This is a genomic window from Arthrobacter humicola (genome assembly GCF_039531445.1).
GTDB classification, from domain to species: Bacteria; Actinomycetota; Actinomycetes; order Actinomycetales; family Micrococcaceae; genus Arthrobacter; species Arthrobacter humicola.
In genome coordinates, this window is record NZ_BAAAQB010000026.1 from 118,624 (window position 1) to 131,809 (window position 13,186).

Genomic DNA, 13,186 nt, shown 5'->3' on the forward strand with positions numbered 1-13,186 from the left:
GGCTCGACGGCGAAGCCTGCCCGCTCGTGGCGGACCACGGGGAACGTCCGGAGGCGTTTTCGCTGTTCACCTCGCGCTGGGGCGTGCTGACCGACGGCGACGGCGGGAAGCTTCCGTTCCTCGACCAGCCTGCGCTCTTCGGGCTCCTCGCCGGCAGTGGCGCCGGGGACCTCCTGGAGGAGGGCAAGTCCGTGTTCGACGGGCCGCCGGAGCGTGTTGCCGAGCAACTCGCTGTGCCCTCGGTCCAGGCATGGGCCAGGGAATGGTTCAGCTCGGCCGGCCTCGCCGCGCCGGTGGACTTCGACGGGCCTTGCCCGGGGTAGCCACCCCCTGGAACTCCGCCTTCACCGGGCGGCGATGTGGTGTGCCTTGTTCTCCGCGATGTGCTGGGCAATGTATTCGGCATCGCGGCCCACCGACGTGACGTTGGCGGCTTCGAGGTTCAGCCGCGCCGGCTCCGAAGGAAGCCAGTCGTCCTTGCGCGGCGGCTCCGGCTCCGGAGCCGACATGCCGGTGGCGGCAATATAGCTGTCGAACATCGGCTTCATCCGCTGGTAGAACGCCGCCTCCACCAGGGCCAGGCGTTCCGGAAGGTCATCGCTGAAGACGAGGTCGCCGTCGTCGACTGCTTCCAAATGGCCGTGCAGGCGGATGCCGCGCCGGGATTGCATGGCTATTCCCTTCAGGCGTTCGCCTTCGGAGCCCTCTGGGATGTCGGAGCCTTCGCTGGCAGCCCGGCCCCGTGCTCCTCCGCGTGATCCGGGAACGCCGACCGGAACTGGCCTTCGTCGGCGTCGGACGCTTTCCACTTTTCCAGGGGTCTTCCTCTGGCAACTGTGGGTCTTTCCTGCAGGATGAGCCCGCGGCCCGGCACGGTAGAGGTAGCCGTGCTCGTACGGTGCGCAGCTGGCGCGCGACGTGCCCGGCGCAGCAAACGGCCCCTGGAATGAACGTTTGTGCAGACGCGGTTGGTCGGTTTCCCACGGCGGCTCGGGCGAAAAGAACGTACTGAACAGTGGCTTGGCATGTCGATGGGGCCTCATCCCAGGGCGGGCAAGATTCGCCTGCGAAGCCGGTTTTTGTGCACATCCGTGCAAAATCATGGCCGGACCGGGCTGCGGGCTGCCTACTGTTGAGTAACCGGGCAACCCTGGCCGACCCGCAGTACAACGGTTACTGCCGGCCCCGCAGCCCGCTGACAAACGAACAAAGAGGTTTCCAATGTCGCTGCTCGCCAAAGTCCTGTCCACCGCCGCCGCTGCCGTCCTGGCCGGCTCGCTGGCCGTGGCCCCCGCCCATGCGGGAGCTGTTGAGATTTCCCCGCCGGGCGCCAATGACTGGTCCTGCAAGCCAAGCGCCGAGCACCCGTATCCGGTCATCCTGGTGCCGGGAACCTTCGAGAGCATGGACAAGAACTGGTCCACGCTCTCGCCCTACCTCAAGAGCGCCGGGTATTGCGTCTTCGCCCTCAACTACGGCGAGACCAACGGCGTGTACGCCACCGCACCGGTCGCCGATTCGGCGCAGCAGCTCGCCCCGTTTGTCGATAAAGTGCGTGCCGCCACCGGCGCCAAGAAGGTGGACCTCGTCGGCCACAGCCAGGGCGGCATGATGCCCCGCTACTACATGGGCTTCCTCGGCGGCGCCAAGAGCGTCCACCACCTCATCGGGATCGCACCCTCCAACCACGGCACCGAAGGTGTGATCGTCCCGCAGCCGGGCGCTGTGTCGGACCCCAACTACACCGGCCTGGGCTGTGCCGCCTGCGCCGACCAGCAGGCGGGGTCGCCCTTTATGCAGAAGCTCAACTCCATCGGCGACACGGTAGCCGGGCCCTCCTACACCGTCATCGCCACGGTCCACGACGAAGTGGTGGTGCCCTACAACAGCCAGTTCCTCAACGGGCCGGCGCGGCAGGTCACCAACATCACCATCCAGGACAAGTGCCCGGTCGACCCGATCGAACATGACCAGACGCCGAATGACCCCGTGGTGCACCAGCTCGTGGCCCACTCGCTGGGCAGGGTGTCCGGTCCCGCTGATCCGGCCTACCAGCCCAGCTGCCTCTAGGAGTGAGTCGCGGCCGGCCGGGGGAGTAACGCCCGCCTGGCCAGCGACGCCGGCAAAGGGAGCCCCGTTGCTGGGGCCGGGCACTGTAAGGTCCGGGAGGCGTCCGACGTTTTCAAAGGACTAGCCGAACTCGACGGGCCGTTCAATCTAGCGGTTGCCGATCGCCGACGCTGACGGAACTCTCGGGCGCGACGTACTCCCGCCGTCGTCGTTCCATCCGTGCCTGCTGGCCGGGGGAGGGGATTCTCGCGCCTTTCGTCCGGTTGCATGTGGCACAGGCGGCGACGAAGTTCTGTAGGTTGGTTGATCCGCCCTTGGACCACGGGAAGAAATGGTCACCATGCTCAGCGGGCCGCGAGCACCGGCGCCCGAGTCCGGCTTCCATCTCGCACTGGCCGCCGGCCCGCACCATGCCCTCCCGGCGCTGCTGGCGACTGAAACGCCGGACCGGGTCCCGGCGTCGAACGTCCCGGCCGTGGACGACCGCCGCGGCAATGAACAGAACAACGATCAGCAGCCCAGGGAGGGCAGCCGCAGTCAGAACGCTGTCAACAAAGTCGCGAAGGACCCCGCTGACGGTTGATGTGCTCGCTGCGTCGACTTTGCCCTTCGGCCTCAGCGCCAGGACCACCGAGACGGCCAACCAGACGATCGCAGCCGAGTAAGCCAGACGCAGGGCCTGCCGGCTCCAGTAGATGCGCTTCAGTTCCGCCATCGGTTCATTCCCCCGAATGTGCTCCAGCCGGAAGCGCTGTTGCGCCCCCGTTGGACAGATCGTACCGCTCCGAGAATCGGCGACATGTCGACGCCATAAATGGACGCGGCCGTCCTCAAAGGCATGGGCGTCACCACGATCGTCAGCGAGCTGACCCAGGCGCGGAAGGAAAAGGCCGCCTCCAGCGGGGTGGCGGACCACGTGCTGGACTCGGGCCGGGAGGATGTCCAGGCCCCGTGCTGGAACTCACCGGCGGCACCGGCGCCGACGTCGCGTTCGAATGCGCCGGCGTGAACGCGGTGCTGGACACCATGCTCGACGCCGTCCGGCCCGGGGGAGTGGTGGTCAACGTGTCCATCTGGGGCGCGCCCGCCACCGTGGACATGCAGAAGCTGGTGCTCAAGGAGATCGACCTGCGCGGCACCATCGCCTACGTCCGGGACCACCCCGCGGTCATCAAGATGGTGCAGGAGGGCAAGGTGGACCTCAAGCCGTTCATTACCGGCAGGATCGCGCTGGACGACCTCGTCGAGCAGGGCTTCGACACCCTGATCAACCACAAGGACACTGCGGTAAAGGTGCTGGTGCACCCGTAGCGGCTGGAGCGCGAAGACGCGCCGTCACTGGGCTGCGATGTGGCCCGGCACTCCAAGGTCCTGACAAGCCAAAAGGGCAGGCGGCTGTGGAGGCCGGCCTGCCTTGGCCCGTAACAGGAGAGCGCCTACATGATCCCGGTCGGCACCAGCAGCACCCAGGCCAGCGCGGGAGCCACCAGCACCACGCCTCCGGCGTACATCATCAGCTGGCGGTAGACGCGCTGGCGGTCGTTGTCGCGGGCGTTGGCCACCACCAGGGCGCCGTCGGTGGAGAAGGGCGAGACATCCACGACGGTGGCCGCGATGGCGAGGGCCGCAACGGTGCCGGAGGCGCTGAGCGAGCTGGTGGCCAGCAGCGGCCCGGCCATCGGGATGAACGCGGTGAGCAGCGCCGTCGAGGACGCGAAGGCGGAGCCGACGCCGATCACGTAGCAGAGCACAAGGGCGATCAGCAGCGGCGCGCCCAGGGCCAGCGCCATCTCGGCGAGGGTGTCGATGACGCCCACGTGCTGGAGCAGGGAGACGTAGGTGATCATGCCGGCCACCAGCAGCACGGTGGACCAGGACACGCCCCCGATAAACGTTTTGTGTTCCTTGATGTTGACGAACGCCAGCAGCAGGCCGGCGGAGAGGGCCACGAAGCCGATCGGCAGGTGGAAGCCCAGGGTGCACACCAGGATCGCGGCGATCAGGAACAGGGTGAAAATCTGCTGGCCGGCGGGACGGCCGGTGCGGGCCGTGTCCAGGCCGGTGTACTCGTTGCCGTGCTTGTCACGCAGCTTGCCCAGCAGGGCGAACACCACGATGGTCAGGGCGGAGAGGATGAAGTTCAGCGCGAAGCTGGCCAGGAAAAGCCCGCCCTGCGAGATGGGGAAGCCGTTCTTCAGCGCGATGTCGTGCACCAACACGCCGGCCACGGACAGCGGGGAGAAGCCGCCGGCGTGGGCTCCGTTGATCGCGAAGGCGCCCATCACCACCGGGTGGATGCGCGACTCGTAGGCCAGCCCCAGGGCCGCAGGCGCCAGCAGCGCCACTGCTGCAGGGGAGAAAGTGCCCAGCGACGTCAGCGCCGCCGCCAGCAGGAAGAACACCCAGGGGAGCAGCATGGTCTTGCCCCGCACCAGCCGCACGCAGGTCTGGACAATGATGTCGATCGACCCGTTCCGCTGGGCCATGCTGAAGAAGTAGGTCACGCCGATGATCGTCAGGACGATGCTGGCCGGGAAGTCCTCCAGGATTTCCTTGTCGCTCATGCCCAGCATGAAATAGCCGACGCCGAAGGATGCCACCAGCCCCATGACGCCGATGTTCAGCGGCCATTTGGTGGCGACGACGAACATCACCACGAGGATGACAAGCGGGATGATCTGGGTGGCGGTCATGGTCGGCTCCGATTCAGAGGCGCCCGCGGGGTTGAAGAGGACACCTCCGAACAAGAGGGCCAACAGCCCCAGGACAGCGATCGCGGCTACCGTCACCAGCAGGATACGGCGGCGGCGGTCGGGGAGCCCGGAGGGCCCGACCCGGGTGTCGCCGGGGGTGGTCTGTACGGCCGTCTGTACGGCCGTCTCTTCTGTGGTTTGATCTGCAGTCTTTTCCGCGGTGTTAGTCATGATGCTTTCTCCTCATCGAGTAGCGCTGGCAAGGGAGGCGTCGACGGCGGTGCCGAGGGCCTCGGGAAGGTGGATGGTGGTGGTGGCGATGGTGCGGGCAGTGCGGTCGACGCCGACCAGCAGTTGCCCGTCCCGTTCCTCACTCCAGGTTTCAATGACCCCGGCCGGGGTGCGCAGCCGCAGGGTGGGGCCGGCGGTGCCGCCGGTGATCTCGCCGAGCAGCGTGCCCGGCGTGCGGGCCGCGAGGGTCAGCGCGATGCTTCCGGTGATGGCCAGGGCCGGGTGCGGCTTGCCCATCGAGAGCATGACGACGGCGACGTCGGACTCGCCGTCGGACGGCGCCGGCGCGGCCACGACGGCGACCTTGGGGACGGCGCGGGCAGCCTCGGCGGGCGTCGCCGCGAGCCCCATCCGCACCGCTGCCTGGCGCCGGATGTGCTCCAGGGTGTCCAGCTGCAGTTCCAGACCGGCGGTCCAGCTGGCGTGGCGCTCCGGGTCCAGGCCCAGGTCCTCGGCACGCAGCATCACGACCGGCGCTCCGGCGTCGACCATGGACACGGTCCAGCGGGTGCCGCCGGCGGTGATGGTGTCGGTCGCCGCTCCGGTGGGCAGCAGCGTGCCGGTGGTCTTGCCGGCCGGGTCCAGGAAGCCGAGCCCCACCCGGTAGCCCGGGAACGGGACGCCGGGCATCTGGGCCTGCGGGACGATCGGCAGGGCGCCGGCCGGCGTCGAGACCCGCTGGATAATGATCTGGCCGGTGTTGGTGTTCCGGGTGACGATCCGGGTGACGTCGCCGTCGGGGACCACCCAGCCCTTTTCGATCGCGTACAGGCCCACCACCGCGGAGCAGTTGCCGCAGTTGCTGCCCCAGTCCACGGCGGCCTCCTCGATGCCCACCTGGGCGAAGGTAAATTCGACGTCGACGCCGGCGTCCGCGGGGCGGTGCAGGATCATCGCCTTGCTGGTGGTGGAGGTAGCGCCGCCGACGCCGTCGATCTGCCGGTGGTCGGGGCTGCCGAACAGCCGGGGCAGCAGCACGTCCGGGCTGGTCCCGGTCTCATCCAGCTGGCCGGTTTCGAAGACCCAGCATTTGCTGGTGCCTCCGCGCATCCACTCCGCTTCGATCTTCATGGTCTGTTCCTTGCTTCGGTTCTGCCCAGGTGTTCAAGGGCTTGATTCGAGATTGATCCAGATCACAAATGAAGACAAGGTTGGATTTCTGTACGGGAGTGTAGCGATGCTTCATTCATTGTCACTGAAGCTCACGCGATCCTGTTTGCAGGGGTGCCGTGGCCGGGAATTGGTCGCTCTACCCCGCGAACGGCAGCGTGAATGTATAGAATTATCGGATCCAACAGGAGGGCAAAGCGTTGCTTAACGATGCTGACCAGGAATTGTTCGACATCCGGCGCCTTGCCCTGTTGGTGGAGGTGGTGGAGCAGGGATCGATCACCGCCGCGGCCGAGCTGATGATGTACACGCCCTCCGCCGTCTCGCAGCAGCTGCGGAAACTCGAGCAGGAGGTCGGGCAGCCGCTCCTCAACCGCCGTTCCCGCGGAGTGGTGCCCACCGAGGCCGGGCAGGTCCTCGCCGGGCACGCGCGCAAGGTCATCGGGCAGATGCGCGCCGCCCAGTCCGACCTGGACCAGATCGCCGGCCTCAAGCGGGGCTCCCTGACTGTTGGCACGTTTCCGACGCTCGCCGGCTCGTTCCTGCCGGTGGTCATCCGGGCCTTCAAGAAGCGGTACCCGGCGATTGGCCTGTCCCTTCGCAGCGCCCGCTTCGATGATCTGGTGAGCGACCTGCAGTCCGGCGTGACCGGGCTGTGCCTGCTCTGGGACTACCCCTGGAACCGCTTTCAGGACGATTCCATTCGGATCACGGAGGTCTTCCAGGAAAGCACGGTCCTGCTGGTCTCCCGCAGCCATCCGCTGGCCGACCGCGAGCAGATCCGGATGGAGGAGCTCCGCAAGGAATCGTGGATCGTGCGGGCCGAGGCGCACCCCGTCGTCGAAGTGCTGCAGCGCTCCGCCCATGAAGCCGGCTTCGAACCGACCATCGGCTTCCTGGCCAACGACTACCAGGAAGCGCAGGCGATGGTGAGCGTCGGCATGGGTGTGGCCATGGTGCCGAAGACCGCCGTGGCCCTGCAACACCCGGACGTCCGGGTGGTCAGCCTCGGCTCCGCCGCACCCCTGCGGCGCGTGCTCCTGGCCCAACGCCAGGACAAGGTCTACGCCCCGGCAGAGGTCGCCTTCCATTCCACCCTGCTGGAAATCGCCCGCGAACGCGCCGGGGACTACCTGTAACGACGGCGCCCCGTCACCGCCCCGCGATGTGCCCGGCCACGAACTCCGCGTCGTTGCCCACCACCGACAGCGTGGCCGACAGGTGCTTCGTGAGCCAGGGCAGGCCCACGGCGTAAAGCCCCGGGATCTCGGTGACGCCGCGGCGGTGCCGCGGGTAGTTCCACTCGTCCAGCACCGGCACGTCGAGGAAACCGAAGTCCAGGCCGTAGCCGGTGCACCAGATGACCGAGGTGACGCCCTCGGCCGCCAGATCGAGCCGCGCCCCCGAGTCCGCCGGGAGCCAGTCGTCCTCCGGCGCGGGCTCCGCCGGCGGCGCGTCGATGCCGGCCGCGGCGATGTAGGCGTCGGCCATCCGCCCCAGCCGCGCACCGAACCCCGCCTCCACCAGCGCAAGGCGTGCCGGGAGGTCGTCGCTGAAGACCGGGACGCCGTCGTCGGCCCCCGCAAACCGGCCGTGCAGCCGGACGCCCCGGCGGCCGAGATCCCTCAGGTGGATGCCGTGGCCGCCGCCGTTGCCGGAGATCAGCGGGTTGCACATAAAACGCGCGGCCGGTGAGGGCAGCTGCTCCGTCTGGAGGCCGTTGATGCCGAACTCGGGGCCGTGGAGGTTGACCTGCAGGATCCAGTAGAAGATGTCCTGGCCGCGGTACCGGCGGGGTGCCTCGGGGCAGGTTGAGACAGCCAGGTGGACCTCCCGGCCGGCGTCGAGCAGGTCCTCGGTGATCTGCCCGCCGGACTGCCCGGTGCCCACCACCAGCACGGCGCCGGCGGGAAGCTGCTGCGGGTTGCGGTAGTCGTGGCTGTGCAGCTGGCGGATGTGCCGGGGGAGCGTGGCGGCCGACGCCGGAATCCGCGGACGCTGGAAGGCGCCGTTCGCGAGGACCACGTTCCGGGCGAGCCAGCGGCCCCGATTGGTCTCCACCATGAAGCGGCCGTCAACGACGCCGACCCGGGTCGCCTCCGTGCCGAGCCGGACCGGCGCCTTGATCCGCGCGGCGTAGTCGCGGAACAGCCCGATCACCTCGTCCCGGGGGAGGAAGGCGTCCGGTTCGGGCCCGTCGTAGCTCAGCTCCGGCAGCAGGAAGGAAAAGTTCGGGGTGTTCAGGTAGAACGAGTCCCAGCGGTCCTGCCAGCCGCCGCCCAGTTCCGGCCGTTCCTCCAGCAGATGATGGTCGACGCCGTACCGGCTCAGCCAGTAGCTGGTCGCCAGGCCGGCCTGCCCCGCACCGATTACCAGGGTGTCGGCCTCCTGGACGGGTCCCGCGCCGGGGGAGTGCATGGTTACTTCTTCGAGGCGTTTGCCTTGGGTTTGGGGGATTTCGAAGCCTTCGGGGGTAGTTCGGCCACGTGCTCGAATGCCTTCTCCACCCAGGCCTTGGCCCGCGCCTCATCGCCGTCGCCCTCGGTGTTCCAGACCTCCGGCAGCCCGGTGTAGCCGCCCATCGGACGCTCGGCCGGTCCGAACGGGACAGTCCGCTCGGTACTTTCGAGCATTTCCTTGTCGTTCTCGCCCAGCTTCACGCCAATGGTGGGTCCGAACAGGCCGGCGAACATGTTGCCGTTCACAAACGCCCCGAGGTTCCCGAACATCGGCTTGATGACCACCTCGGGACGATCCGGGAGCACCGAGCGGAAGTGTTCCTTGTCGGCGTCGGACGCTTTCGGCATTTCCATGGGTCTTCCTCCGGTAACTGATGGTCACGGACTGGTCTTCCTGCAGGATATGCCCGCGACCGGGAACGGTACAGGCTGTCTGCCCGCAGGTGGTCGGGGCCGCCGCCGCGGACGGTGGCCGCGCAGATGTTGAGAAGATGGGGTGGTGGTAAATGCCGTCCGGAATCTCCTGTACAGTTGATCTTGTTGTTGTGTTTATGCAGTTCGTAGTTCAGGCAGTACGCAAGGTTGCAAGACCTTGTTCTTCTGAAGCAGCGGTTTTGAGCACCCCAAACAGGAGGACCCGAAAGTCGGGACAGTTCCTCCACCTTCACGAAGGACAAAAATAATGGCTACTGGTACCGTCAAATGGTTTAACGCTGAAAAGGGCTTCGGCTTCATTTCCCCCGATGACTCCTCACAGGACGTTTTCGCACACTACTCTGCGATCAACTCCTCCGGCTTCCGCTCCCTCGAAGAGAACCAGAAGGTCTCCTTCGAAACCGAGCAGGGCCCCAAGGGTCCGCAGGCCACCAACATCCAGGCTATCTAATTTCCTTAGATACCCGGAACCGTTAGGTTTCTAGCAGGGCCCGTCTTCGGACGGGCCCTGCTTTTGTTTAACCCACCTGTGCTGTGTCGGGTCAGCTGCCCAGCTCCAGTTGAAGTACGACGTCGACCTCGTCTCCGGCGCGGATCCCCGCCGCCGTCCTGACGCTCTTCTTGACCGGCAGGAAGTACGAGCCGCTCTTGCTGTCCGGGAAAACCGAAGTGGACCACCGCTGCCCGGCGATCGAAACGGTCACCTTGACCGAACCGAAGGCCTTGCGGAACGGGGCGGCGTCGTCCCGGAGCTCCTCGGCCAGGTCCGGCGGCATCGTAATGAAATGCCACCCGGCTTCCTCGGGATAGTGCCATAGCTCGCCACGGAACGCGTACGACGCCGTCACGAGTCATCCAACCCGGTCACAGCGAGACGCCGTGGCGCCGGTCCAGGAACGCGGTCAGCGCGGGGTTGTCGATCTCCTTGGCTAGCCACGGCACGGTCTGAGCTGCGGCCTCGTCGCCGAGGGCCGCACGGTGGGACTGCGCCCGGACCACGAACTCGCGCATGCCGCTCCGGCTGGCCAGTGCGGCCAGGCGCTCCACGAACTCGGACGCACGCGGCGATCCGGTGGCGATGGCGACTTCCGCCGCAACATCGAGCAGCCGGGCCGAATACCAGAGGTACCACGGCGTGGGTTCCAGGCCCCGGTTGATCCAGTGTTCGGCGGCGGCGAGGTCGCCGTGCGCCAGGAACAGCCGCGCTTCGGCGCCTGCCGCCAGGGCCATATAGCAGTGGTCGCCGGCCAGCTCCGCCATGACCCAGGACCGGTCAATCAGGTCCGCCGCCGCGTCCAGCCGGCCCGCGGCAAGGTAGGTTTCGCCCCGGACTCCGGCGACAAACGGCTCGAACGCCGTCCAGTGTTCCCCGGCGACCCAGTTCCGGGCCCGGTCCAAACAGGCGGCCGCCTGCTCCAGGTCTCCGCGCAGCAGATGCACGCGACCCAGCAGGGCGTCGCTGAACGCCTGCTGCCGGCGGTTCCCGACCTCCCGGGCTAATCTTCCGGATTCGGTGAAGGCCGCCACGGCGTCCCCATAGTGTGCGGTGTCCGAGGCCAGCATGCCTTGGATCGCCAGGATCCTTGCCTGCTCGTCCGGAAGACCCTCAGCCGCGCGCATCGCCCGGTCCAGCCAGCCAGCCGCGCGGTCCGGAACGCCGCGCTGGACCGACAAGTAGCCGAGCTCGCGGAAGGCGGTCGCCGCAGTCCGGGAGACGCCGTCGGGCCCTTCCGCCGAGAGCGCGCGGTGCAGGAGATCGGCCACCTCGGCACCGCGGCCGCCGGCCTGATGGATCATGGCCCCGGACAGCGTGACCAGGGATTCGGCGAGCAGATGATGATCATCGGTGCGCTGGGCTAGCCCGACGGCGAGCCGCAGCTGCTCCAGCCCGCGGTCCACCGAGCCCGCCGAGAGCGACGCCCCGGCGGCGTCGAGGTAGGACCGTACCGTGGCCGCACTGGCCGGCAGTCCGGGCTCGGCCACGGGATCCGCGTCGACGAGCGCCCGGCGCACCTCCGCGGGCAGGCCGAGCCCGAGCTCCCGGCGGTAGAGGTCCCGACACTTGTCGGCCTGCTCCCGCGCCCGCCGGTACTCGCCCAGGGAGAGCAGGGCCTTGATCAGCGCGGCGTGGCAGTCGGCGTTGAAGGGGTCCAGACGCAGTGCGCGGGTGGCGAGGTCGACGGCGTCGTCCGCCCTTCCCGCCGACAGCGCGGCGAGCGACGCCTCGTAGAGCAGCGCCAGCACGCAGTTCTCGATCCGGTGCCGCTGGTCCTCCAGCCACGACTCGAACACCGGGCAGTCCGCGAAGGCCAGACCCTCCAGGAGCTGGCCGTCGAAGGCGCGCGGGTCGGCGTCACCTGCGGGGTGCAGGGCCGTCAGCACGTCGCAGTGCCACCCGGCCGGCAGCACGAGCCTCAGCGGGTCGCCGCCGACCGATTCCGCGCCGAGGGTCCGCCGCAGCTCGGAGAGGTTCCAGCGCAGGGCGCCGAGGGGATCCTCGGCGTCGGGGAACAGGAGGGCCGCCGTCCGGGCCCGGCCGGTGCCGTCCGGTTGCAGCGCGAGGTAGGCCAGCACAGCCCAGGCCTTGCGGCCCCGGGGCTGTCGGAGTGGGGTGCCACCGGACTCGATCCTGGGCGGACCGAGGAGCCGAATCCATGTGTCGGCCATATGAGTCATGCTACGCCGGGGGACTGGCGGCGGCGGCTGGCGGAAAAGGTGTGCTGAGACGAGCGCGCATCGCAAGTGTTCGAAATGCGAGACTAAGTGTCTTGAATCGTGGACGCCATGATTACCATGGGCCATGGAATCGACTCAGGCAACCCGTGGCTTCCCGCCCGTATTCGTTGACGCGATGTGGCTTCGGGCGAACCTCGACAGTGTAGTCGTGGTCGACGTGCGCTGGTATCTCGACGGTTCGTCCGGGCGGACGCAGTACGACGGCGGCCACATCCCGGGCGCGGTGTTCGTCGACCTCGACGCTTGGCTGTCCGGCGACACCGGGCCGCGCGGACTCAATCCGCTGCCGGATCCCGCAGTGTTCGCGCAAGGAATGTCCTCGATTGGCATCGGCGACGACTCGACGGTCGTCGCCTACGACGACGCCGGCGGAGTCATCGCGGCACGGCTCGTGTGGATGCTGCGAGCACTCGGAAAGCGCGCGGCCCTGCTCGACGGCGGAATCGCCGCATGGCCGGACCCGCTCGAGAAGAATCCGACACGTCCTTTCCCAGCGACATTCACCGCTGCCAACTGGCCCGCGGAACGCCTGGTGCAGGCCGAGGACCTCGACAGGTGGCACGGGGCGATCGTCGACGCGCGCAACGCGGATCGCTTCGACGGCAGCCTTCAGCTACCCACTGATCCTCAGGCAGGGCATATCCCAGGGGCCGTGAATGTGCCCTGCCGGGAGAACCTCGACCAGCACGGGCGCCTGCGCCCCATCCCGGAAGTGCGCGAGGCGTTCGCCCGCGCCGGGATCCGAGACGGGTCCGCCATCGTCTCCTACTGCGGATCAGGCATCACGGCATGCCACAACCTGCTGACCCTTGAACACGCAGGCCTCGGCCAAGGCCGGCTCTACGCCGGCGGCTGGTCCGAATACGCCGCAGACCCGGAACGCACCGCAGCGCGATGAAGCATCCATTCGACGGCGGGAGGCCGGCAACGCTGCCGGCCGCCTGCCGTCATGCTGGTGTCCGCGGCGGACTGTTCGGACATGTGGCCGTTATTTGGCCTTGGGGATGAGGACCCACAACGCGATATAGACCACTTCGCCGACGCCGAAGAAGCCGAAGAATACGAAGCCGAGGCGGACCAGTGTCACGGAGATGCCGAAGCGCTGAGCAATAGCTGCGCAGACTCCCGCGAGGATCTTGCGGTTCCTTGGCCTCATCAGAGTTCGTTCCATCCAGTCAAGGTAGCAGTGCGGCTACGCCAGCGGAACAGCCCCGGTCCGAAGCGCCGCACAACGCAAGTGTGCCCTTCGCCGGCGGCACAAGGCCGAACAGGGAAGGGCCCGCCTGGGGCCAAACGGCGCCGGCGCGGGACTGCGGACGTGAGTTGCGCCGTCGGTCTGCCGGATGGCCTTGGCCGAGCTGCTGGGCCAGGCTCGACGTCGGTGATGAACGG

At 67.9% G+C, this 13,186-nt stretch carries 14 protein-coding genes and 1 pseudogene; 6 read left to right on the forward strand and 9 right to left on the reverse strand.

The features are described from left to right. Positions 1-323 (forward strand): hypothetical protein (locus ABD243_RS09320; RefSeq protein WP_344364654.1); only part of this gene is annotated, 323 nt, incomplete at its 5' end. 21 nt (positions 324-344) lie between these two features. On the opposite strand, the gene ABD243_RS09325 is transcribed toward ABD243_RS09320, so the two are convergent. After that, positions 345-671, reverse strand: a complete 327-nt coding sequence (locus ABD243_RS09325) for a hypothetical protein (RefSeq protein WP_344364656.1) — start codon at positions 669-671, stop codon at positions 345-347. Positions 672-1,221: 550 nt separating this feature from the next. Here ABD243_RS09325 and ABD243_RS09330 point away from each other — a divergent pair. After that, positions 1,222-2,070 (forward strand): esterase/lipase family protein, encoded by an 849-nt coding sequence (locus tag ABD243_RS09330; protein WP_344364659.1) that lies wholly within the window; start codon positions 1,222-1,224, stop codon positions 2,068-2,070. A 142-nt stretch (positions 2,071-2,212) separates the two neighbouring features. On the opposite strand, the gene ABD243_RS09335 is transcribed toward ABD243_RS09330, so the two are convergent. Continuing rightward, positions 2,213-2,785 (reverse strand): HNH endonuclease, encoded by a 573-nt coding sequence (locus ABD243_RS09335; RefSeq protein WP_344364662.1) that lies wholly within the window; start codon positions 2,783-2,785, stop codon positions 2,213-2,215. Between the two features lie 99 nt (positions 2,786-2,884). On the opposite strand from ABD243_RS09335, the pseudogene ABD243_RS09340 reads away from it, so the two are divergent. Further along, positions 2,885-3,381, forward strand: a pseudogene (locus ABD243_RS09340) (zinc-binding dehydrogenase); the annotation flags it as partial. A 125-nt stretch (positions 3,382-3,506) separates the two neighbouring features. Here ABD243_RS09340 and ABD243_RS09345 read toward each other — a convergent pair. After that, positions 3,507-4,994 carry an SLC13 family permease gene (locus tag ABD243_RS09345; RefSeq protein ID WP_344364664.1) on the reverse strand — a complete coding sequence of 496 codons (1,488 nt, stop codon included), beginning with the start codon at positions 4,992-4,994 and terminating at the stop codon, positions 3,507-3,509. A 12-nt stretch (positions 4,995-5,006) separates the two neighbouring features. Next, a complete protein-coding gene (locus ABD243_RS09350; RefSeq protein WP_344364666.1) occupies positions 5,007-6,125 on the reverse strand; it encodes a PrpF domain-containing protein in 1,119 nt (372 codons plus the stop codon). Between the two features lie 239 nt (positions 6,126-6,364). On the opposite strand from ABD243_RS09350, the gene ABD243_RS09355 reads away from it, so the two are divergent. Further along, positions 6,365-7,303 (forward strand): LysR family transcriptional regulator, encoded by a 939-nt coding sequence (locus ABD243_RS09355; RefSeq protein ID WP_344364669.1) that lies wholly within the window; start codon positions 6,365-6,367, stop codon positions 7,301-7,303. A 13-nt stretch (positions 7,304-7,316) separates the two neighbouring features. Here the strand turns inward: ABD243_RS09355 and ABD243_RS09360 are convergent, their stop codons facing one another. After that, the gene (locus ABD243_RS09360; protein WP_344364672.1) at positions 7,317-8,582 is read right to left on the reverse strand and encodes a flavin-containing monooxygenase; all 1,266 of its coding nucleotides are present in this window, start codon (positions 8,580-8,582) and stop codon (positions 7,317-7,319) included. 2 nt (positions 8,583-8,584) lie between these two features. After that, entirely contained in the window at positions 8,585-8,977 is a 393-nt protein-coding gene (locus ABD243_RS09365) for a TfoX/Sxy family protein (protein WP_344364675.1), read from the reverse strand. A gap of 328 nt (positions 8,978-9,305) precedes the next feature. Here ABD243_RS09365 and ABD243_RS09370 point away from each other — a divergent pair, with 328 nt between their 5' ends. After that, positions 9,306-9,509, forward strand: coding sequence for a cold-shock protein (locus ABD243_RS09370; RefSeq protein ID WP_011690916.1), 204 nt, complete (start codon positions 9,306-9,308; stop codon positions 9,507-9,509). Positions 9,510-9,600: 91 nt separating this feature from the next. Here ABD243_RS09370 and ABD243_RS09375 read toward each other — a convergent pair whose 3' ends face one another. Both ABD243_RS09375 and ABD243_RS09380 read right to left on the reverse strand, forming a co-directional pair. Continuing rightward, entirely contained in the window at positions 9,601-9,906 is a 306-nt protein-coding gene (locus tag ABD243_RS09375; protein ID WP_344364679.1) for a DUF1905 domain-containing protein, read from the reverse strand. 16 nt (positions 9,907-9,922) lie between these two features. Then, complete coding sequence (locus tag ABD243_RS09380; RefSeq protein WP_344364681.1) at positions 9,923-11,725, reverse strand: AfsR/SARP family transcriptional regulator; 1,803 nt, start codon at positions 11,723-11,725, stop codon at positions 9,923-9,925. 133 nt (positions 11,726-11,858) lie between these two features. On the opposite strand from ABD243_RS09380, the gene ABD243_RS09385 reads away from it, so the two are divergent. Next, on the forward strand, positions 11,859-12,692 hold the full coding sequence (locus ABD243_RS09385) for a sulfurtransferase (protein ID WP_344364683.1): 834 nt from the start codon (positions 11,859-11,861) through the stop codon (positions 12,690-12,692). Positions 12,693-12,782: 90 nt separating this feature from the next. Here the strand turns inward: ABD243_RS09385 and ABD243_RS09390 are convergent, their stop codons facing one another. After that, a complete protein-coding gene (locus tag ABD243_RS09390; RefSeq protein WP_344364685.1) occupies positions 12,783-12,965 on the reverse strand; it encodes a PspC domain-containing protein in 183 nt (60 codons plus the stop codon). Positions 12,966-13,186 lie beyond the last annotated feature (221 nt).